Consider the following 20,257-nt stretch of genomic DNA (forward strand, 5'->3'; position numbering starts at 1 on the left):
AATCCAGCACGACCCACCATCATTTCAGAATCCCAGGTCGTTTAGCTCAGCTGGGAGAGCACCTCCCTTACAAGGAGGGGGTCACTGGTTCGATCCCAGTAACGACCACCAGATTGAAAAAGCCCGCAGCAATGCGGGCTTTTTTTATGGCTGTTAGGCGTCAGGTTCTCAGCCGCTCGAGCTGGTTGGCCAGCGCCGTCGCGGCCTGTTCCAGCTGCTCGCTCAGGCGGTGGCTGGCATTGGCCTCCTGTCCCAGGGTGGTGGCGGCATCGCCGATCCGCATCAGGTTCTGGTTGATGGTGTCGCTGACGGCGCTCTGCTGCTCGGCCGCCGTGGCCACCTGGCTGATGTGATCGTGGATCTGCTGGATCTGGGTGACCACCTGGTTGAGGGCTTCAAACGCCTGCTCCGTCCCTTCTACCGTGCTGGCCGAACGGGCGATGCCGGTACTCATCAACTGCTGGCTGCTGCTGACTTCGGTCTGCAGGCTGCCGATGAGCTGACCTATCTCGTCGGTGGACTCCCGGGTCTTGTTGGCCAGGGCCCGCACTTCATCTGCCACCACGGCAAAACCGCGCCCCATGTCGCCGGCCCGCGCCGCCTCGATGGCCGCATTGAGCGCCAGCAGGTTGGTCTGCTCGGCGATGGCCCTGATCACGTCGAGAATGCGGCTGATGTTGGTGCTGCGCTGGGCAACCTGGGCGACCGCCTTGTCGGCCTGATGCATGTCTTCGACCAGGGTGTGGATCTCGTTGCGGGCCCGGCTCAGGGTCTGCTGGGCCGTGCTTATGTGGTGGGTCGCCGTCTCAGACTCCTGAGCTGCCTGCTCCGCATAACCCGCCACACTGACCGCCGTGGTGCTCATCTGATGCATGGCGCTGACCACGCTCTCCAGCTCCAGGCTCTGTTCATCCAGGCTGCTGCGCATGGTATCGGCCGTCTGCTTCATACCACTGGCCTGCTGGTGCACCTGCTGGCCGATCTGCTTGCTGCCCTGCACCATGCCGCGCAGCTTGCCGAGGAAGGCGTTGAGGTGACCGCCCAGTTCGATCAGCTCCTGGTGGGTGTCTATCTTCATCTGCTGGGTCAGGTCTCCCTCGTGACTGGCGAGGTGAGACACATGGCGGCTGATGAGGGAGAGGGGGGCCGTGATGCTCTGGATGAACCAGATGAGCAACGCCAGCGCCAGCAGGGTGACGACGACGATGGCGATCAACTGCTGCTGCTGGGTGGCCTGCAGCAGGTCACCCAGCTGGTTGCTGATGGTGTTGGCCTGGTTGAGGGCCAGCGCCTTGGGCACCTTGATCATCAGCCACCACTGGCTGTCGGCGGCATCGATCCTGACCGGTTGCTGCAGGATGAAGTCGCTCTCCGTGCTCTGTGCCTGGCCGGTAGGGGCCGTGAGGCCGGCTTCCGTCAATGGCCGACCCAGCTTGTCGGCGTGGCGGTTGCTGCCGACGATGAGCCCCATCTTGCTGACCAGGGTGACCTCGGCCTGGTTGTCGTAAAGGCTCTTGCCGAGGCTCTCGGCCAGTTGCTGGAAGATGGGGAGGTTCATGTCGACGCCGGTGATGCCGACAAATTTGCCTGCCTTCAGGATGGGCACCGTCAGGCTGGTCATCAGCATCTGGTTGCCCGGGCTGATTTCGTAGAGATAGGGCTCCATCAGGCAGGGGCGCAGGGTGTCGCGGCCGCACAGGTACCACTCGCTGTTGCGAATGCCGAACTCGTTGACCGAGGTGTCGTATTTGGCGGCACTGCTGGCGGCATCCACCGGCTGCTGGGTGATCTGGCCCCCCTGATCCCGGGTAAAGTAAATCTCCAGGCTGCCCTTGCTGGCGACGGAGTGGGAGGCGCCAGCCATCCAGCTGGCATCCTGATCGTCATACCCGTCGGGCTCAAACTGGGCGTAGATGGAGCTGATGCCACCAGCTTGCAGCAAGCGGCTGCGAAGCAGCATCTCGACCTGGGGGCGGCTCAGCAGCCCGTCAGGCTGCGTCATGCTGCCCTCCAGTTGAGCTGCCATGCCCAGCGGCACCTGATAGGACTGTTGCAGCAGGGCGGCTATCTGCACCGCATAGCGCTCGGCTTGAAATTGCAGGGTTCGGGATACCTCCTGCTCCAGCGCCTGGCGGGTCTGGCTCACTATGTCGTTGCGCAGGGAATTCAGCGAGGAGGATTGCATCAGGGTCATGGCGAGGCCGCTGGCGATAAACAGACCCATGGTGAGCAGCAGCAGCTTGGTCTTGAGTGAACGTTGTTTCATCCGACTACTCCTTTGGCAAGAATGACAACGAATGAGATGAGTATATTCGGACGCTTGCACGGCACCTGATTTGTTGATGGGTTTGTGCACGGCTTCTGGTTATAATTTTTGCCTTTCCAAGCGTTGATGGAACAGTCGCAATGAGCAATGCACTGAACAATGTCCCGCCGGTAGTCGAGATGGACTATCCGTTTCCGGCCAAGCCCCTTCCCCTGAGCGCCGAGCAGAAGACGACCCTGATCGCAGACATCAAGGCACTGCTCAAGGAGCGCAAGGCGGTGCTGGCCGCCCACTACTACACGGATCCCGAGATCCAGGCGTTGGCGGAGGAGACCGGCGGTTTCGTCGGTGACTCCCTCGAGATGGCCCGTTTTGGTCGCGATCATGAGGCGCAGACCCTGATCGTCGCCGGCGTGCGCTTCATGGGGGAGACCTCCAAGATCCTGAGCCCCCACAAGCGGGTGCTGATGCCGACCCTGGAGGCCGAGTGTTCCCTCGATCTGGGCTGCCCCATCGAGCAGTTCTCCGCCTTCTGTGACGCCCATCCCGATCACATCGTGGTGGTTTATGCCAACACCTCGGCGGCGGTCAAGGCGCGGGCTGACTGGGTGGTCACTTCCAGCATCGCGCTGGAGATCGTCGAGCACCTGGACAGCCAGGGTCACAAGATCATCTGGGGCCCGGACCGTCACCTGGGGGCCTATATCGAGAAGAAGACGGGCGCCGAGATGCTGCGCTGGCAGGGCCACTGCATCGTCCACGACGAGTTCAAGGCCCGCGCCCTGCGCGAGCTGAAGGAGCAGAATCCGGATGCCGCCGTGCTGGTGCACCCGGAATCGCCCGCCTCGGTGATCGAACTGGCCGATGCGGTGGGCTCCACCAGCCAGCTGATCAAGGCGGCCAGGGAGCTGCCCCAGCAGAAGCTCATCGTGGCGACCGATCGCGGCATCTTCTACAAGATGCAGCAGGCCTGCCCGGAGAAGGAGATGGTGGAAGCGCCGACCGGTGGCGACGGTGCCACCTGCCGCAGCTGTGCCCACTGCCCCTGGATGGCGATGAACGGTCTGGTGGCCATCAAGGAAGCCCTGACCGATGGCGCCGAGCGTCACGAGATCCATGTGGATGAGGCACTGCGGGTGAAGGCTCTGATCCCGCTCGACCGCATGCTTAACTTCGCCGCCGAGCTCAAGCTCAAGACCCAGGGCAATGCCTGAGTGGGATAGGTGATGAGAGGTAGAGAGGGCTCCCGCGGGAGCCCTCTTTATTTATCCGTCAGCCGAATAGTCAGATGATGACGGTAGAGAAGCTGTGCTCTTCATCCGGTGCAACGGTCACGCCTGCCTCGCTGGCGATGGCCGCTTCGACGCACAGCATGGTGCGATAGCCGTCATCACTCATGTCGGCCATGGCGCTCGCCCCTTCCAGCCAGGGAGTCCAGACCACCACGCTGTCGTGGTTGCCGCTGACCACTCGAGTCTGACGCTCGCCATCCTGGATGCAGACCTGGGCGTCTGGCTGCCAGTAGACCCTATCCAGCGGCCCGTTCAGGGTCAAGGCGCCCTGCTGCTGGCCATTCTGGCCGGTCAGCTTGTCGGCATAGGGCTCGCCAAGGCCGCTGACGCTCACTGCCTCCGGCGCGCTTATCTGCAGGTAGGTGTGCAGGGCACCGCCGTAGACGAGGGGCTCTTTACCTGTGTTGCGGGTAGTCAGTACCAGGGCCAGCTCCTTGCCCACCAGTACGTCCAGCTCCAGCTCGAAGGCGTGGGGCCAGAGCTGACGAGTGGCCTCGTTGTCACGCAGAGACAGATGGACGAGCGTACCGTCGCCGTGATCGGAAACGCCGTCCAGCGTCCACAGGCTGGTGCGGGCAAAGCCGTGGGAGGGCCTGCCGCTGCCGACGCGGGCTGGCGCCGGGCCAAACCAGGGCCAGCAGAGAGGAATGCCGCCGCGAATGGGCTTGCTGCCATCCAGCACAGCCTTGTCGCTGAGCCAGATGGATGCGGGTTCATCATGGCGCTGATAGCTCAGTACGTGGGCTCCAAACAGGCTGATTTGTGCCCTGGCGTAGCCGTTGTCGATGGTCAGCAGCGGCTGGCCTGCCGGGTGGTGGCTGAGGGTACAGTGGGCAGTCAGAGTGCGTGTCGGTTGCATGAGGACTCCTGTGCTCGCGCACATTCAGAAGAGAAGGGTGGAATAATCCCGATCCAGAATACAAAAAGGCGGCCCATGGCCGCCTTTTTCAAGCTACTTGATTGCTTATCCCAAATTACTTGGAGATGTGAGCGATCAGGTCCAAAACCTTGCTGGAGTAGCCCATTTCGTTGTCGTACCAAGATACAACTTTAACGAACTTGTCGGTCAGCTGGATACCAGCCTTGGCGTCGAACACGGAGGTCTGACGCTCACCCAGGAAGTCGGTGGAAACTACTTCGTCTTCGGTGTAGCCCAGCACGCCCTTCATGGCGCCTTCGGAAGCAGCTTTCATCGCTTCGCAGATTTCTGCGTAGGTGGCCGCTTTCTTCAGGTTGACGGTCAGGTCAACAACGGATACGTCCGGAGTCGGAACACGGAAAGCCATACCGGTCAGCAGGCCTTTCAGTTCCGGGATAACGACGCCAACAGCCTTGGCAGCACCGGTAGAGGACGGGATGATGTTCTGAGCCGCGCCGCGGCCACCGCGCCAGTCTTTGGCAGACGGACCATCAACGGTCTTCTGGGTAGCGGTGGTGGCGTGAACGGTGGTCATCAGACCGGATTCGATACCGAAGGTGTCGTTCAGTACTTTGGCGATCGGCGCCAGGCAGTTGGTGGTGCAGGAAGCGTTGGAAACGATGTCCTGGCCAGCGTAGGTAGCGTGGTTAACGCCCATTACGAACATCGGGGTAGCGTCTTTGGACGGACCGGTCAGTACAACTTTCTTGGCGCCGGCAGCGATGTGCTTGCGAGCGGTCTCGTCGGTCAGGAACAGACCGGTAGCTTCGGCAACAACGTCAACACCGATGGCATCCCATTTCAGGTTGGCCGGGTCACGTTCAGCGGTAACACGTACGGTTTTGCCGTTGACAACCAGGTTGCCGTCTTTGACTTCAACGGTGCCCTTGAAGCGGCCGTGAGTGGAGTCGTACTTCAGCATGTAAGCCATGTAGTCAACGTCGATCAGATCGTTGATACCAACAACTTCGATGTCGTTGCGCTCGCAAGCCAGACGGAAGACGAAGCGACCGATGCGGCCAAAACCGTTAATACCTACTTTGATAGTCATAATTGGTTACCTAACTGTTCAGTAGTCAAAGAAAATTCCGCTTGTAAATTTACTAGAACTCCCCCGCGAGTCAACCAACAATCTGTCTGAAATTGCGCTATATCATGAAAAACTGTGAAATTTATTTTCTGTTTATGTAACTGACTACCAGCTTTTGGCGAAATAACTATCGATTGAGCCGGCGAGGCAGTTATCAACAATAGTGCCTACTCGGTCACACAACCAGCCAGACAGATGTGTAAAAATGTGCGCGGTTTAGCATGGCCCATAGAGCCACTGTTCAAGTACCACCCATAAAAATTAATCAAAATAGTATAGATAGAATCCACAGCGGGAATTCTCAAACTATGACCACCCTGATTGAACAGCTGGCTGCCGCTAAAGGTATCGCCAGCGAGTATGTTGATGCCTGGGGCCACCCGGCTCAGGTATCCGAAGAGAGCAAGGCCGCCATGCTGGGCGCCATGGGTTACCGCGTCGACGACGAGGCCGCCCTGACCGAGCAGCTTGAGCAGGAGCACCGCCAGCACTGGCTGCGTGCGCTGGATCCCGTGATGGTGGTCCGCAGCGGCGAGCCCATTACCCTCGAAGTCCGTCTGCCCATCGAATTCGTCAACGACGCCCTCACCTGGCAGCTCAAACTGGAGCAGGGCGGCCTGTTGTCCGGTCAGCTCACCCCCATCGACGGTGAGCTGGTCGGCGTGGCCGAATTCGAAGAGATGGAGTGCCAGGCCTATCGCGTGGCCCTGGATGTGCAGCCCGAGCTGGGTTATCACGATCTGATCCTGCTGGAGGAGGGCAACGACGAGCCGCTTGCCAGCATGCGCCTCATCGTCGCGCCCAAGGCGTGCTACAAGCAGCCTCCCATCGCCAATGGCCGCAAGGTGTGGGGCCCGAGCGTGCAGCTCTACTGCCTGCGCAGCCGTCACAACTGGGGCATCGGCGATTTCAGCGATCTGGGCCAGCTGGTCGAGAAGATGGCCGCCTGGGGCGCCCACTTCGTCGGCCTCAACCCGATCCATGCCCTCTATCCGGCCAACCCGGAGAGCGCCAGCCCTTACAGCCCCTCGTCCCGGCGCTGGCTCAACGTGGCCTACATCGATGTGGAGGCCGTGCCCGAATTCCAAGGGAACGCAGGTCTCAAGGCGGAAGTGGCAAGTCCCGCCTTCCAGCAGCATCTGAGCGAGCTGCGTGCCAAGGGCAACGTGGATTACACCGGCGTCATCGAGACCAAGCTCGGCATGCTGCGTCAGGTGTTCGATCAGGCGAGCCTCGGCGCCGAGCGTCAGGCCGCCTTCGATGCGTTCGTTGCCGCCGGCGGCGACAGCTTGCAGCAACAGGCCGCCTTCGATGCCCTGCAAGCCCACTTCTATGCCAAGGGCGAGAATGCCTGGGGCTGGCCGGTGTGGCCGGAGCCGTTCCGCGACTACCACAATCCTGAAGTGGCGGCCTGGATGGCCGAGCACAGTCAGGATGTGAATTTCTACCTCTATCTGCAATTCCTGGCCGACGAGCAGCTGGCCCGGGCCGACGCCCGTGCCAAGGCGGCCGGCATGGTGATGGGGATCTACCGCGATCTGGCGGTGGGCGTCTCCGAAGGTTCCACCGAGATCTGGGCCAACCGGGATCTCTACTGCCCGAAAGCCTCGGTCGGTGCGCCGCCCGATATTCTGGGCCCGCTCGGCCAGAACTGGGGCCTGCCCCCCATGAACCCGAACCAGCTGTTCGAAGCGGCTTACCAGCCCATGGTGGATCTGTTCCGCGCCAACATGCGTTCTTGCGGCGCGCTGCGCATCGACCACGTGATGGCCTTGCTGCGCCTGTGGTGGGTGCCGCCCGGAGAGTCCGCCGCCAAAGGCGCCTACATCTATTACCCGGTCAACGACCTGCTCGGCATCCTGGCCCTCGAGTCCCACCGCAACCAGTGTCTGCTGATCGGCGAGGATCTCGGTACCGTGCCGGAGGGGATCGATGTGACCCTCAAAGAGAACGGTGTCCACTCCTACAAGGTGTTCTTCTTCGAACGTTCCAAGGCCGATGGTGGCTTCATCTCCCCGGCGCACTATGCCGAGCAGGCGATGTCGGCGCTGACCACCCACGACATGCCGACCCTCAAGGGCTTCTGGCATTGTGACGATCTGGCGCTGGGGCGCGAGCTGGGCTTGTATCCAGATGAAGACGTACTCAAGACCCTGTATGCTGATCGCCACCAGGCCAAGCAGCGCATTCTCGACAGCCTGCACGGCCACGGGGTGATCTCCGGCAACATCAGCCACGACGTGAACTGGGTTGGCATGAACACCGAGCTCAACCACGGTCTGCAACTGCACATGTCTCGCGGCAGCTGCGCCCTGTTCAGCACCCAGCTGGAGGATTGGCTGGAGATGGACAAGCCGGTCAATGTGCCGGGCACCAGTTACGAGTACCCGAACTGGCGCCGCAAGCTCTCCACCGATCTGGAGGATATTTTTGCCAATGAGGCGCTCAAGGCGCTGGCAGGCAAGATGAGCCAGGCCCGTGACGAGGCCAGTCGTTGAGCCACTGCCGACAAAACGTGACTCACTTACATCCGCTTCGGCCCAGGCCGGAGCGGATGCTCAGCTATGAAAGGAAATCTCGATGCTCGTTGAACGTTTGGTTGCAGCCCGCTGTTCCGATCCCTTCTCCCACTTAGGCCTGCAGGCCAACCCGGATGGGCCCGGCCTCAAGCTGACCGTCTGGTTACCCGATGCCCAGGCCGTAAGGGTCAGGGATCTCAAGTCGGGCAAGATTGTTGCCACCCTAGCGCCCACCGATGATTCGGGCCTCTTTGAAACTGTTTTCACCCGCCGTAAAAATCCCTTCCCCTATCAGTTGCTTGCCGACTACCCAGATACCACCGTCGAGGTCATCGACCCCTATCAGTTCCAGGATGCGGGCTGGGCCGGGTTGGCAGAGCTCACCTACCAGCCGGAAAACCTCTACCACACGCTCGGTGCCCAACTGCGCACCGTGGAGCATCTGGACCAGCGAGTGGAAGGGGTGCGCTTTGCGGTCTATGCGCCGAGCGCCACCGCGGTGAGCCTGATCGGCGATTTCAACTTCTGGGATGGCCGTCGTCACCCGATGCAGCGCAGCCAGTGCGGTCACTGGGTGCTGTTCGTGCCGGGCCTCAAGGCCGGGGATCGCTACAAGTTCGAACTGAAAGACCCCATGGGCAACCGGCTGCCGCACAAGAGCGACCCGGTGGGTTTCTACTGCGAGCAGTACCCCTCGTTCGCCTCCGTGGTCTATGACCACGACCAGTACCAGTGGCAGGATGCCGCCTGGCGCGAGAGCCAGCTGAACGACAAGCGCGAGCAGCCGCTCTCCATCTACGAGTTGCACGTCGGCTCCTGGAAGCGCCACCCCAACGGTGACAGCCTGAGCTGGCGCGAGCTGGCGGTGGAGCTGGTCGATTACGTCAAAGAGATGGAGTACACCCACATCGAGTTGCTGCCGGTCTCCGAGCATCCGTTCAGCGGCTCCTGGGGCTACCAGCCGGTGGGCATGTTCTCCCCCACCAGCCGCTACGGCACGGCTGATGATTTCAAATACTTCGTGGATCAGTGCCACCAGGCCGGGATCGGCGTGATTCTGGATTGGGTGCCCGCCCACTTCCCGTCCGATGCCCACGGTCTGGCTCGCTTCGACGGCACCCCGCTCTACGAGTACGAAGATCCGCGCCGCGGCTGGCACCCGGACTGGAACTCCTACATCTATGACTTCGGTCGCAATACGGTGCGCCAGTTCCTGGTGGCCAGCGCCCTGTTCTGGCTCGACAAGTTCCACGTCGACGGCCTGCGGGTGGATGCGGTGGCCTCCATGCTCTATCTGGACTATTCCCGCAACGAGGGGGAGTGGGTGCCCAACGTCGATGGCGGCAACCACAACTACGAGGCGATCAGCCTGCTCAAGTGGACCAACGAGGAGGTGTACGGCAAGTACCCCCACGCCATGACCATCGCCGAGGAGTCCACCGCCTTTGCCGGGGTCTCCCGTCCCACCTTCCTGGGGGGGCTGGGTTTTGGCTTCAAGTGGAATATGGGCTGGATGCACGACACCCTCACCTACATGCAGAAGGAACCCATTCACCGTCGCTACCACCACAACGACATGACCTTCTCCATGGTGTACCACTATGACGAGAACTTCATTCTGTCGCTCTCCCACGACGAGGTGGTGCACGGCAAGCACTCATTGCTCTACAAGATGCCGGGGGACGAGTGGCAGCAGGCGGCCAACCTGCGTGCCTACATGGGCTTCATGTATGCTCATCCCGGCAAGAAGCTCAACTTCATGGGCACCGAGATCGCCCAGAGCAACGAGTGGAATCACGATGCCCAGCTGCCCTGGCACCTGCTGCAGTATCCCAAGCATGGCGGCCAGCAGCGGCTGATCCACGACCTCAACCACCTCTACCGTCATGAAGCTGCCTTGTATCAGGCGGACTATGAGCAGAACGGCTTCCGCTGGCTGGATCACAACGACGCCGACAACAGCATCTTCGCCTGGCTGCGGGCCGACAAGCTGGGAGCCAACCCGCTGGTGGTGGCCTGCAACTTCACCCCGGTGCCGCGCATCGGCTACCGCCTCGGGGTGCCTGCGGCCGGTCACTACCGGGTGGTGCTCAACACCGACAGCGAGCATTACTGGGGCAGCAACTATGATGTGGGTCTGGTGTTCGTCGCCGAGCCGACCCCCTGGCAGGGGATGGCGCACAGCATAGTGCTGGACTTGCCGCCGCTCGCGACCTTGTTCATCAAACAGGAGCCTTGATGTTTGTAATGGAAAAGGGGCAGGACTACCCGCTGGGAGTGCTGCTCGACAAGACGGGTTGTCACTTCTGCGTCTGGGCGCCGCAATCGGACAAGGTGGAGCTCTGCCTGTTCGACGAGCAGGAGCGGGAGCTGGCCCGTCTCGAGCTGCCCGGCCGGCGCGGCCAGTACCGCTTCGGCTATGTGCGCGGGGTTCGGGCCGGCCAGCGTTACGGCTACCGGGTGCACGGCATCTCCCAGGAGGGGATGCTGTTCGACCCGGACAAGCTGCTGATCGACCCTTATGCCAGGGCACTCAGCCGCCCCACCTATTGGGACGATGCCCTCTATCAGGGGGACAGCGCGGCCATGGTGGCCAAATCGGTGGTGGTGGATGATGCATTCGACTGGCAGGGGGTGGGCAAGCCCGCCATCGAGCCGGCCCGCACCGTCATCTACGAGGCCCACGTCAAGGGCCTCACCCGCCAGCATCAGGGGGTGCCGAGCGAGCTGCGCGGCACCTATCTGGGGATCAGTCACCCGCTCATCATCGAACATCTCAAGTCCCTCGGCGTTAGCGCGGTGCAGCTGATGCCGGTGGCGGCCTTCATGTCCGAGCCCAGGCTCGAGCAGCTGGGGCTCACCAACTACTGGGGTTACAACCCCATCGCCTTCTTCGCCCCCGAGCCGCGCTATGCGGCGCAGGAGGCGGTGACCGAGTTCAAGACCATGGTGCGCGAGCTGCACAGAGCCGGGCTCGAGGTGATCCTGGACGTGGTCTACAACCACACCGCGGAGGCGGGTTTCGACGGCCCAGTGCTCTCCTTCAAGGGGTTTGACAACGCAGGTTACTACGCCTTCGAGGCGGGGGCCCACGGCCCCGATTACACTCGTCACGCCAACGTCACCGGCTGTGGCAACAGCGTCAATCTGGATCACCCCAACAGCCTGCGGCTGGTGCTCGACGCCCTGCGCTACTGGGTCACCGAGATGCAGGTGGACGGCTTTCGCTTCGATCTGGCGGTCACCCTGGCGCGCGAGGCGGGGGAGTTCGACCCCATGGGGGCCTTCTTCAAGGCCATGATGGCGGATCCCGTGCTGGCGCGAGTCAAGCTCATTGCCGAGCCCTGGGATATCGGCCCCTTCGGTTATCGCCTCGGCCAGTTTCCGAGCCAGTGGCTGGAGATCAACGACCGCTACCGCGACACGGTGCGCGCCTTCTGGCGCGGCGATGCGGGCAAAATGGGGGACTTTGCCACCCGGCTGGTGGGTTCAAGGGATCTATTCCCGAAGAACTGGCGTTCCCCCCATACCAGCGTCAACTACCTCTGCTATCACGATGGCTTCACCCTGGAGGATCTGGTCTCCTACAACCAGCGCCACAACCAGGCCAACGGCGAGGACAACCGGGACGGCCACGGCAACAACCTCTCCTGCAACCACGGCGTTGAGGGGCCAACCCTGGATCCGCGGGTCAACAACCTGCGCCAGCAGCAGAAGCGCAACCTGATCGCCACCCTGCTGCTGTCGCAAGGCACACCGCACTTCCTCGCCGGCGACGAGATGGGCCGCAGCCAGCTTGGCAACAACAACGCCTACTGCCAGGACAACCAGATCAGCTGGGTCAACTGGCAGTGGCGACCGGAGGACGAGCGGCTGCTCGCCTTCACCCAGCAGATGATGGCGCTGCGGGCGGAGTCCACCGTCTTCTCCAACCTGCAACTGAGCGACGACAGCTGGAACGGTGCCTCCAGCAGCTGCCACCAGGTCAACTGGTATCACCCGGACGGCCATCAGCTCACCGATCAGGACTGGCACGCCCCCATGGGGCAGGCCTTCGCGATGGACATTGGCATGATCGGCTGCGGCGGGGAGCGCTGGTTCGTGCTGTTCAACGCCAGCGACTACGACATCCAGTTCCGCTTGCCGCCGCCGGGGGATGGCATGGAGTGGATCCAGACCATCGACACCGCCACCAATGACGGCTTGCCGTTCCTGCCCGACGACATCAAGCGCCAAGTGGCGGTGGGCCGGGCCCACTCCCTCAAGCTGCTGGAGCGGGTAGCCCTGAGTGCGGTGGCGCTGGCGGAGGAAGAGGCGCTGGCCACTGCGGATGTTGCCGCCGTGTTGCCAACGGGATCACAGTTCCCGCTGGCGGGGTAGAGTGCGGCGCCCTGACTGGGTATGCTGGGCACCGTTATCAGTGGTGAGGAGTCGGAATGAGCAGTAACAACCCCGAACAATGGCGCGACAAGCTGAGCGCCGAGCAGTTTCACGTCTGCTGGGAGAAGGGCACGGAGCGTCCCTACAGCGGCGCCCTGCTCCACAACCGCAAGAGCGGCGACTACCTGTGCGTCTGCTGCAAGCAGGTGCTGTTTCACTCGGATGCCAAGTTTGATTCGGGCTGCGGCTGGCCCTCGTTCGATCGGGCCATCGACGGGACCGTGACCTACACAGAGGACAACAGCCACGGCATGAAACGGGTAGAGATCACCTGCAGCCAGTGCGGCTCCCACCTCGGTCACGTCTTCCCGGACGGGCCGACCGAGACTGGCCAGCGCTACTGCGTCAACAGCCTGAGCCTGGATTTCGATCCCGAGCCCTGAGCCTGGCGATCAATATGCATGCAAAAACGGCCCCCTGCCTTGGCAGGGGGCCGTTTCTTTGTGGTCGCCGCCTGGGTCGCTCAGGCCAGCAGCAGGGTGGCTCCCATCAACAGAGTCGCCAGCGCCAGGATGGGGAGCCTGAGTGCCCGCAGCAGGTAGAAGCCGACGGCGGCCAGCGCCAGATCGGTGGGGGCCAGCACGGCGCTCTGCCAGACCGGCTGATAGAGTGCCGCCAGCAGCAGACCCACCACGGCGGCGTTGATGCCGGCCACGGCGCCGGCGAAACGAGGGCGGGCCAGCCAGCTCTGCCAGCAGGGGCCCATGGCCCACAGCAGCAGAAAACCGGGCAGGAAAAGCGCCAGGGTCGCCAGCAGAGCACCGCCCAACGGGGTGGCCGGCAGCAACTGGGCGCCGAGATAGGTCGCCAGGGTGAACATGGGGCCGGGCACCAGCTGGGCCAGGCTGTAGCCGGTCAGGAGCTGCTGCTGGCTGAGACTGTGCCCCGCGCTCTCCGCCAGCAGGGGCAGCACCACGTGGCCGCCGCCAAACACCAGGCTGCCGGCCCGGTAGAAGTCGGCGACCAGCTGGCCGACGGGGCCCTCCAGCAGCGGCAAGCCGATAAACAGCAAGGCGAACAGCAGCAGGGTGGGCCAGTGGGGTCGGCTCACTGCGCCGGCAGACGACAAGGGAGTGCCGCTGTGGTCTGCCTGACGGGAACAGAGCAGGGCGGCGCCCGCCAGCATGACGAGCTGGGTGAGCAGGCCGGGCTGCCACCAGAGGGCGGCCGCGGTGGCGACCATGATCCCCTGGCTCTGCGCTGTTTTGCAGAACTGGCGGCTCATGGTGAACACCGCATCGGCGACCACCACCAGCGCCAGCAGCTTGAGGCCGTGCAGGGCGGCATCGAGCCAGAGGTTGTTGCCGAGCTGGCCCAGGCCGATGGCGGCGGCCAGCAACAGCAGGAAGGAGGGGAGGGTGAAGCCGGCGAAGGCGGCCAGCGCTCCGCCAAGCCCGGCCCGCTGGCGACCGATGGCAAAGCCGAGCTGGCTGGAGGCGGGGCCCGGCAGCAGCTGGCAGAGGGCCAGCAACTGGGCGAATTCGGCCTGGGTCAGCCAGCCCAGCCGCTCGACGAAGGTGCGCTGGAAGTAGCCGATATGAGCGGCCGGCCCACCAAAGCTGATGCAGCCCAGCCACAGAAATTGCATGAATACCTGTCCCACCTCGTCGCTCCCCTCGCGCATTTCATCAGACGGTGGAGATGATATGACAAAGCGGTGACATTTTTATGACAAATCAGGGGGCTGCTGGCAGGTAGCCGCGCCTTGTCAGCCAGCAGGCGATGGCTTATGGGGCTGGCTGGCTCGAGGTCGGCCGGTAGCAACGATTCGCCAGCCAGCAGGCGATGGTTTATGGGGCCGGCTGGCTCGAGGTCGGCAGGTAGCAACGATTCGCCAGCCAGCAGACGATGGCTTATGGGGCCGGCTGGCTCGGGGTCGGCAGATAGCAACGGCCAGCCAGCCAGCAGGCGATAGACTGGCGGCTGGCATCGAAGTGAGGCTCGGGCAGGTTGCGCGGGTCGCACCAGCTCCAGCCTTCGCACTTCTCTGGCTCCAGCAGTTGCGGCTCTCCCTCTACCTCGGCCAGCAGGGTGACCGATACATAGTGCAGGCCGCTCTCGCGCCAGGTCTCCAGATTGTTGGTGACGGCGATGACGCTGGGGTTGCTGATCTGAAACCCCGTCTCCTCGGCCACTTCCCGGATCGCAGCCGATTCGAACGTCTCTCCCAGCTCCAGATGGCCGCCGGCGATGGACCAGTAGGGGGCGTGGCTCCCCTTGCGCTTGCCAACCAGCACCTGGCCCTGGCGGTTGGTGAGGATCACGCCGACACCGACGCGGGGATAGGGAGTTGACATAAGAAGGGCTCCTTGCAGGGATGACGCGGGACAAGCAGGGAGCCCATGAGCGGCTCCTTGCACAAACGGCGGATTGCACCATAAAAAACGGGCCCACCTTAGGTCGGATGGGCCCGTCATGCAAGCAGTCTGCGGTGTCAGGTGCCAGTGCTGCGGATCACCCCAGCTTGACCAGCATCTTGCCGGTGTTGCGCCCCTCGAACAGCCCGATGAAGGCCTGCGGCATGCTGGCGAGCCCCTGATAAACGGTCTCTTCGGCCTGCAGGGTGCCGGCGTCGAAGGCCGGGGTCACCTCGGCCAGAAACTCGCCGTAGTGCTGCCAGTGATCGAACACGATCAGCCCCTGCATGGTGAGGCGCTTGCGGATCACCTGGGAGAGGTTGCGCGGCCCGCTCGCCTCGCTCTGGCCGTTGTACTGCTCGATGAGCCCGCACATCACGATGCGACCGTGCACCACCATGTGGTTGAGGGCGGCGTCCAGCATGGCGCCCCCCACGTTCTCGAAGTAGACGTGGATCCCCTCCGGTGCCTGCCGGGCCAGCTCGGCATCGAGATCCGGGGTCTCGCGGTAGTTGATCACCTCGTCGGCCCCCAGGCTCTTGAGGTAGGCCACCTTGTCGGCCGACCCGGTGGAGCCGATGATGCGGGCCCCCGCCCGTTTGGCGAGCTGCACCACCATGGAACCGACGGCGCCGGAGGCGGCCGACACCAGCACGGTTTCACCGGCCTGCAGTTTGGCGATGCGGTTGAGCCCGGTCCAGGCGGTCATGCCCGGCATGCCGAGGGCGCCGAGAAAGCGCTGGGGCGGCAGGCGGGTGTCGGGCAGTCTGGTCAGCTGGGCGCCGTTGGCGATGAAGCGATCGCGCCAGCCCAGCATGCTGCTCACCCGGTCGCCCACCGCGAAATCCGGGTGGCGCGAGGCCTCCACCACGCCGATGGCGCCGCCATCGAGGGGGCCGTTGAGGGGGAAGGGGGGCACATAGCTCTTGGCCTCGCTCATGCGACCGCGCATGTAGGGATCCACCGACAGCCACTGGTTGGCGACCTGCACCTCGCCCTCCTGCAAGAGGGGAAGCGGCACCTCGACCAGGGCGAAGTCGGCTGCGGCGGGCAGGCCGACCGGGCGGCGCAGCAGTTGGATTTGATGGCTGGTGGCATTCATGGCGGTTCTCCCGTTGGATCTGGTGCAAGCCTCGCCGGCGACGGGCCGGGCCCTGTGTGTCGGCGGCGCTGGATGATTTTGTTTGCGTGCAAACTAAAATCAGGTTAATCCTGAAACGGAGGGCTGACAACTGTTTTGTGTGCAAATTATTCGCCCCCCGATTTTCCTGGGGTATACTGGCCCCAGTCGTCAGCGAGGTGCCCTATGAGTGAATTGAAAAAGCAGGTCTGTTTTGCCCTCTACAGCGCCTCCAATGCCGTGATGCGGGCCTACCGGCCGCTGCTGGACAAGCTGGATCTCACCTACACCCAGTATCTGGTGATGTTGTCGCTGTGGGCGCGGGATGAGGTCAGCCTCAAGGAGATAGGTCAGGAGACTGGGCTGGATGCGGGTACCCTGACTCCCATCGTCAAGCGGCTGGAGAGCAAGGGCTGGCTGACTCGCACCGTCTCCCGCGAGGATGAGCGGCAAAAATGCATTCGTTTGACCGAGGCGGGCCGCCAGTTGCAGCAGGAGGTGCAGGGCTGCTGTCTGGCAGACAGCTTGCGCAATCAGGTGGATCTGGCCGATGCTGAACTGGCCCAGCTCAAGCAGCTCTGCGATCGCATCTCGGCGCAGCTGGGGCGTTGAGTTCGACCGACCATCCGTCTGAGGAGCCCTCCATGAGAATCTTGTTGCCCCTGTTTGCCCTGCTGCTGGGTGCCTGCAGCACCAGTTCCCACTCCCCGTCGATGGCCATCGATGATGCCGATGCCTGGCAGGCGATCTGCAAGGATGGCACCCGGGTGCGGGCCGTGGTGGAGGAGGGGATCTGCGCGGATCATCGCGGCGTTGCCATGTGGACGAATAAGCCAAGGGCCGCACGGATGGCGGAGGAAGCTGCCAAATAGTGTGATCCAGACGCCATAAAATGACACGACCGGCCGATTGGCCGGTTTTTTTCGCGATCCCGTCGGCACTTTGCCACCTTGTTCATGGTGCGCTCAGTTTTCTCTTCCCATACTGGCCCTACAGTTCCAAAAGAGGAGAGACGAGATGCAATCATCGTTGGTTGGGCTCTCCATTCTGTGGGGGCTGGCCAGTTTTGGTGTTCAGGGGGATTTCATCGAGAGCCGTGATTCCGTTGCGCCATCCTGGCAAGCCGAGTCCAGAGTGGAGATGGAAGGTTATCTGATTGAGTCGCTGGGTGAAGATCGCTGGCTGTTCGACAACGGCAGCGAGAGTCTGCTGGTCTCCCTGCCCCAGGGGCAGTGGGTGCCGACCGGCGAGCGGCTGCGGGTCAGCGGTGAGCCGCAGCAGGAGCAGGCCGGCTGGCTTCTGCAGGTGCAGGACGTGAGCCAGGTGGCGGTCTGAGTACCCTGCTTGCTCCAGCAGTTTGAACATGTAAAAAGAGGAGGCCTTTGGGCCTCCTCTTTTTGATCTCGTTGATCTCGCGCTGATCTGGGCGGCCGACGCTCAACCCAGGTGGTTGAGCGGCAACGCCGTCTTGTGCTTGATCCGGCGCAGCACGAAGCTGGATCGCACCCCGGTCACCCCAGGGATATGGGTCAGCTTGTCCAGCAGGAAGTGCTGATAGTGCTCCATGTCCCGCACCACCACCTTGAGCTGGTAGTCGGCGTCGTTGCCGGTGATGAGGTCGCACTCCAGCACTTCGGGTAGTTCGCTGATGGCCCGATCGAAATTCTCGAACCGCTCCGGGGTGTGCCGGTCCATGGAGATATGAATGTAGGCGGTGAGGGTCAGCCCCAGCTGGCGGGCGTTGAGCAGGGTGACATGGGTGTCGATGAGACCGGCATCTTCCAGCGCCTTGACCCGGCGGGAGCAGGGGGAGGGGGAGAGCCCGACCAGCTCGGCCAGCTCCAGGTTGCTGATGCGGCCATTCTCCTGCATCAACTCCAGAATATGCCTGTCAATGCGATCAAGTTTCAGCATTCTCCGTTCCTCGTTGCAATTACTAATTCACTTTTCCTAGATTAAGGGTGAGCTATTGCAAAAACAACTGAAAATACATGCTACTTCGCAACCACTCACCGTGCCGGCAGGGGTACCATGGTTACATCTTCCGGTGGCAAGACAGAAACCCAACCCGGTCTCTGTGGTGAAGGACCTTACCGGGTCAAGAGCCCCATCAGCCGTCTCACCTTATCGGGCAACGACGGGCTGGAACGAGAGCATCCCCTCCCCGAAGGCAACAAAGCAGGCATCCCGGCGCCTGCTTTGTTGTTTTTGTGCGCGGCGTTCAGCCCTGCTGCGGCTTGATGCGATAGAGGCAGCGGTGATCCCCCTCCAGCAGATACTGTTCCCGCTCCACCTCGGCCGGCGCCAGTAACCGGCGAAACAGCGCCAGCTCGCTGCGACAAAAGCCCCGGCAGGCGCTCGCCGCCGCGCAGATGGGGCAGTGACTCTCCCACAGCAGCCAGCTGCCATCCTCCTCCTGACGCAAGTCAGCCATATAGCCTTCCCGGCAGCGCAGCTCCTTGAGCCTGGCCAGCCGGTCGGCCAGCGCCGGCTGGTTCAGCTCGGCCTGATAGCGGGCCAGCTGCTGCTGTTCCCGCTGGTCGATCAGCCGCTCCATGCCTACCGCGCCAAACAGCTGCTGGATGTTGTCGATAAGCTGCAGGGTCAGCTCGCTGTGGCTGTCGGGGAAGCGCTGCCAGGCCTGCTCGGTGAGGTGCCACAGCCGCACCGGTCGACCGCGCCCGCGGGCCTCGTCGTTGAAACTCACCCAGCCGTCGGCCTCCATCGTCATCAGGTGCTGGCGGGCGCCCATGGAGGTCATCTGCAGCTGCTCTCCAAGCTCGGCGGCACTCTGGGGGCCTTTGGTCTTCAACAGGTGGAGTATCTTGTCGGTGCTGGCATTCATGGGGCGGCTCTCGTGATCGGCTGGCACGCCAGAGGGGTGGCGCTCAGGTACCCATTATGGGGAGAGGGATTTCTTTAATCAACAATTCGCTTTACTTAATCCCGTTCACTGGCCAACATAAATAAACCAATAACTTTATTTAATGGGGCAAAGATGGAGAGGATCAAGGGACAGGCCAGCTTGTGGGTATTGGTGATGACGGTGACGCTGGCGGTGGCGGGCTTCAGCCTGCCATCCCCGGTGCTGGCGCCGCTGTTGCTGGATCCGGCCCAGGGCATGCTGACGCCGGAAGCGTCGGACTGGAGCCGCAAGGTGTGGTTGGGGGTCATCATGGGGCTCTATCCGTTGTTCCAGCTGGTGGGTTCCCCCTGGCTCGGCAAGCTCTCCGATCGCCATGGCCGCAAGCCGGTGCTGACCCTCTGTCTGGTGGGGGTGCTGGTGGGCTATGCCCTGATGGCGCTGGGGATCGCCTGGCGTTCCTTGCCACTGCTGTTGTTGAGCCGGGTGGTGGAGGGCTTCTTTAACGGCGACATCGCCATCGTGCAGGCCATGGCGGCCGACATGAGCACCGCCAAAACCAAGGCACGCAGCTTCGCCTGGATCAACATTGGCATGAACCTGGGCTGGGTGGTGGGCCCCATGATCGGCGGCTATGCGGCCGTGGTGTCCGGCGATTACAGCCTGGCGGCCTGGCTGGCGGTGGCCATGACCCTGGTCAACCTGCTGCTGGTGCTCTGGCTGCTGCCCAATCGGCCGGCAGCGGCCCGCAGTGAGCTGCCGGCACCAGCCCTCTCTTCCCGTCAACTGTTGCTGCAGCCGGTGCTGCTGCCCTACTTCGTGCTGACCCTGCTCAGCTACGGGGCGGTGCAGCTCTATTTCACCTACTTCAACGTCTGGCTGGTGGAGCGGTTGGCCTGGGATCCGGTGCAGCTGGCGCAGGCCGCCGTGCTGGTGAGCGTGCCCATGATCGCGGGATCCTGGCTGGGCTCCCGTCTGGCTCGCCATTGGCGCGGCAGCTCCCTCGGGATCGTCGGTCATCTGGTGATGGCGGCTGGCATGTTGCTCTTCATCCTGCCCAGCCACTGGTGGGGGCTGGCGCTCACCTTTATCCCGGTCGGCATCGGCATGAGCCTGGGGGAGCTGGCCACTTCGGTGGCCGTCTCCAACCGCAGCCACGCCGAGCAGCAGGGGCAGGCGATGGGGCTCTATCGCGGACTGGCGGTGGGCAGCGAGATCCTGGCGGTGGCGGTCGGCAGCCTGGTGCTGCTGGCGGGCACCGAGTGGCCCTTCTATCTGGCGGCGCTGTGTGGTCTGCTCTGCGCAGCCGGCTTCTATGGCCTGCGCCGGGCGGCGGATCGGCGGCAGCGGTTCGACGCCCAGGTCGAAGCCGGCTGACGGGATCACAGAAC

General features: G+C 63.0%; 17 protein-coding genes and 1 tRNA gene. 10 read left to right on the top strand and 8 right to left on the bottom strand.

Features of this window, described 5'->3' with window-relative positions; translation table 11 throughout:
• The first annotated feature begins 35 nt into the window (after positions 1 to 35).
• Positions 36 to 111 (top strand) — tRNA-Val (locus ACB033_RS20755).
• 49 nt (positions 112 to 160) lie between these two features.
• Here the strand turns inward: ACB033_RS20755 and ACB033_RS20760 are convergent.
• Complete coding sequence (locus ACB033_RS20760) at positions 161 to 2,266, bottom strand: methyl-accepting chemotaxis protein (RefSeq protein WP_139724877.1); 2,106 nt, start codon at positions 2,264 to 2,266, stop codon at positions 161 to 163.
• 140 nt (positions 2,267 to 2,406) lie between these two features.
• On the opposite strand from ACB033_RS20760, the gene nadA reads away from it, so the two are divergent.
• Positions 2,407 to 3,480, top strand: coding sequence for a quinolinate synthase NadA (gene nadA / locus ACB033_RS20765; protein WP_162519841.1), 1,074 nt, complete (start codon positions 2,407 to 2,409; stop codon positions 3,478 to 3,480).
• Between the two features lie 70 nt (positions 3,481 to 3,550).
• Here the strand turns inward: nadA and ACB033_RS20770 are convergent, their stop codons facing one another.
• A complete protein-coding gene (locus tag ACB033_RS20770) occupies positions 3,551 to 4,417 on the bottom strand; it encodes a D-hexose-6-phosphate mutarotase (RefSeq protein WP_139724875.1) in 867 nt (288 codons plus the stop codon).
• Between the two features lie 115 nt (positions 4,418 to 4,532).
• Positions 4,533 to 5,528, bottom strand: coding sequence for a type I glyceraldehyde-3-phosphate dehydrogenase (gene gap, locus ACB033_RS20775; protein ID WP_005304894.1), 996 nt, complete (start codon positions 5,526 to 5,528; stop codon positions 4,533 to 4,535).
• A gap of 347 nt (positions 5,529 to 5,875) precedes the next feature.
• Here gap and malQ point away from each other — a divergent pair, with 347 nt between their 5' ends.
• From malQ to msrB, 4 genes are all read left to right on the top strand, one after another.
• On the top strand, positions 5,876 to 8,065 hold the full coding sequence (malQ, locus tag ACB033_RS20780; protein WP_162519840.1) for a 4-alpha-glucanotransferase: 2,190 nt from the start codon (positions 5,876 to 5,878) through the stop codon (positions 8,063 to 8,065).
• Positions 8,066 to 8,147: 82 nt separating this feature from the next.
• Positions 8,148 to 10,325, top strand: a complete 2,178-nt coding sequence (gene glgB / locus ACB033_RS20785) for a 1,4-alpha-glucan branching protein GlgB (RefSeq protein ID WP_139724873.1) — start codon at positions 8,148 to 8,150, stop codon at positions 10,323 to 10,325.
• Complete coding sequence (gene glgX, locus ACB033_RS20790) at positions 10,325 to 12,466, top strand: glycogen debranching protein GlgX (RefSeq protein WP_139724871.1); 2,142 nt, start codon at positions 10,325 to 10,327, stop codon at positions 12,464 to 12,466. Before glgB ends, glgX begins: the two co-directional genes overlap by 1 nt.
• 56 nt (positions 12,467 to 12,522) lie before the next feature.
• A complete protein-coding gene (gene msrB, locus ACB033_RS20795) occupies positions 12,523 to 12,909 on the top strand; it encodes a peptide-methionine (R)-S-oxide reductase MsrB (protein WP_043171910.1) in 387 nt (128 codons plus the stop codon).
• 80 nt (positions 12,910 to 12,989) lie between these two features.
• On the opposite strand, the gene chrA is transcribed toward msrB, so the two are convergent.
• From chrA to ACB033_RS20810, 3 genes are all read right to left on the bottom strand, one after another.
• The gene (chrA, locus tag ACB033_RS20800; RefSeq protein ID WP_162519839.1) at positions 12,990 to 14,150 is read right to left on the bottom strand and encodes a chromate efflux transporter; all 1,161 of its coding nucleotides are present in this window, start codon (positions 14,148 to 14,150) and stop codon (positions 12,990 to 12,992) included.
• A gap of 229 nt (positions 14,151 to 14,379) precedes the next feature.
• A complete protein-coding gene (locus tag ACB033_RS20805; protein ID WP_043171908.1) occupies positions 14,380 to 14,823 on the bottom strand; it encodes an NUDIX hydrolase in 444 nt (147 codons plus the stop codon).
• Between the two features lie 157 nt (positions 14,824 to 14,980).
• Complete coding sequence (locus ACB033_RS20810) at positions 14,981 to 15,985, bottom strand: NADP-dependent oxidoreductase (protein ID WP_139724867.1); 1,005 nt, start codon at positions 15,983 to 15,985, stop codon at positions 14,981 to 14,983.
• A 204-nt stretch (positions 15,986 to 16,189) separates the two neighbouring features.
• Between ACB033_RS20810 and ACB033_RS20815 the strand changes: the two genes are divergently transcribed.
• The 3 genes from ACB033_RS20815 (at position 16,190) to ACB033_RS20825 (ending at position 17,338) form a co-directional block, all read left to right on the top strand.
• Entirely contained in the window at positions 16,190 to 16,615 is a 426-nt protein-coding gene (locus ACB033_RS20815) for a MarR family winged helix-turn-helix transcriptional regulator (protein WP_005304877.1), read from the top strand.
• A gap of 32 nt (positions 16,616 to 16,647) precedes the next feature.
• A complete protein-coding gene (locus ACB033_RS20820) occupies positions 16,648 to 16,875 on the top strand; it encodes a hypothetical protein (RefSeq protein ID WP_005304875.1) in 228 nt (75 codons plus the stop codon).
• Positions 16,876 to 17,020: 145 nt separating this feature from the next.
• The gene (locus ACB033_RS20825; RefSeq protein ID WP_005304873.1) at positions 17,021 to 17,338 is read left to right on the top strand and encodes a hypothetical protein; all 318 of its coding nucleotides are present in this window, start codon (positions 17,021 to 17,023) and stop codon (positions 17,336 to 17,338) included.
• 102 nt (positions 17,339 to 17,440) lie between these two features.
• Here the strand turns inward: ACB033_RS20825 and ACB033_RS20830 are convergent, their stop codons facing one another.
• Both ACB033_RS20830 and ACB033_RS20835 read right to left on the bottom strand, forming a co-directional pair.
• Positions 17,441 to 17,917, bottom strand: coding sequence for an Lrp/AsnC family transcriptional regulator (locus ACB033_RS20830; RefSeq protein ID WP_005304871.1), 477 nt, complete (start codon positions 17,915 to 17,917; stop codon positions 17,441 to 17,443).
• Positions 17,918 to 18,224: 307 nt separating this feature from the next.
• Positions 18,225 to 18,848: a metalloregulator ArsR/SmtB family transcription factor gene (locus ACB033_RS20835; RefSeq protein ID WP_019840775.1), complete on the bottom strand. Its 624-nt coding sequence runs from the start codon at positions 18,846 to 18,848 to the stop codon at positions 18,225 to 18,227.
• A gap of 153 nt (positions 18,849 to 19,001) precedes the next feature.
• Between ACB033_RS20835 and ACB033_RS20840 the strand changes: the two genes are divergently transcribed.
• Entirely contained in the window at positions 19,002 to 20,243 is a 1,242-nt protein-coding gene (locus ACB033_RS20840; protein WP_005304859.1) for an MFS transporter, read from the top strand.
• Positions 20,244 to 20,257 lie beyond the last annotated feature (14 nt).

The organism is Aeromonas sp. S15(2024) (assembly GCF_041402265.1).
Lineage (GTDB): Bacteria > Pseudomonadota > Gammaproteobacteria > Enterobacterales > Aeromonadaceae > Aeromonas > Aeromonas dhakensis.

Excerpts from the sequence above, each read along its gene's own strand:
- ACB033_RS20760 (WP_139724877.1), bottom strand. The coding sequence starts at position 2,266 with ATGAAACAACGTTCACTCAAGACCAAGCTGCTGCTGCTCACCATGGGT.
- nadA (WP_162519841.1), top strand. The coding sequence starts at position 2,407 with ATGAGCAATGCACTGAACAATGTCCCGCCGGTAGTCGAGATGGACTAT.
- ACB033_RS20770 (WP_139724875.1), bottom strand. The coding sequence starts at position 4,417 with ATGCAACCGACACGCACTCTGACTGCCCACTGTACCCTCAGCCACCAC.
- gap (WP_005304894.1), bottom strand. The coding sequence starts at position 5,528 with ATGACTATCAAAGTAGGTATTAACGGTTTTGGCCGCATCGGTCGCTTC.
- malQ (WP_162519840.1), top strand. The coding sequence starts at position 5,876 with ATGACCACCCTGATTGAACAGCTGGCTGCCGCTAAAGGTATCGCCAGC.
- glgB (WP_139724873.1), top strand. The coding sequence starts at position 8,148 with ATGCTCGTTGAACGTTTGGTTGCAGCCCGCTGTTCCGATCCCTTCTCC.
- glgX (WP_139724871.1), top strand. The coding sequence starts at position 10,325 with ATGTTTGTAATGGAAAAGGGGCAGGACTACCCGCTGGGAGTGCTGCTC.
- msrB (WP_043171910.1), top strand. The coding sequence starts at position 12,523 with ATGAGCAGTAACAACCCCGAACAATGGCGCGACAAGCTGAGCGCCGAG.
- chrA (WP_162519839.1), bottom strand. The coding sequence starts at position 14,150 with ATGCGCGAGGGGAGCGACGAGGTGGGACAGGTATTCATGCAATTTCTG.
- ACB033_RS20805 (WP_043171908.1), bottom strand. The coding sequence starts at position 14,823 with ATGTCAACTCCCTATCCCCGCGTCGGTGTCGGCGTGATCCTCACCAAC.
- ACB033_RS20810 (WP_139724867.1), bottom strand. The coding sequence starts at position 15,985 with ATGAATGCCACCAGCCATCAAATCCAACTGCTGCGCCGCCCGGTCGGC.
- ACB033_RS20815 (WP_005304877.1), top strand. The coding sequence starts at position 16,190 with ATGAGTGAATTGAAAAAGCAGGTCTGTTTTGCCCTCTACAGCGCCTCC.
- ACB033_RS20820 (WP_005304875.1), top strand. The coding sequence starts at position 16,648 with ATGAGAATCTTGTTGCCCCTGTTTGCCCTGCTGCTGGGTGCCTGCAGC.
- ACB033_RS20825 (WP_005304873.1), top strand. The coding sequence starts at position 17,021 with ATGCAATCATCGTTGGTTGGGCTCTCCATTCTGTGGGGGCTGGCCAGT.
- ACB033_RS20830 (WP_005304871.1), bottom strand. The coding sequence starts at position 17,917 with ATGCTGAAACTTGATCGCATTGACAGGCATATTCTGGAGTTGATGCAG.
- ACB033_RS20835 (WP_019840775.1), bottom strand. The coding sequence starts at position 18,848 with ATGAATGCCAGCACCGACAAGATACTCCACCTGTTGAAGACCAAAGGC.
- ACB033_RS20840 (WP_005304859.1), top strand. The coding sequence starts at position 19,002 with ATGGAGAGGATCAAGGGACAGGCCAGCTTGTGGGTATTGGTGATGACG.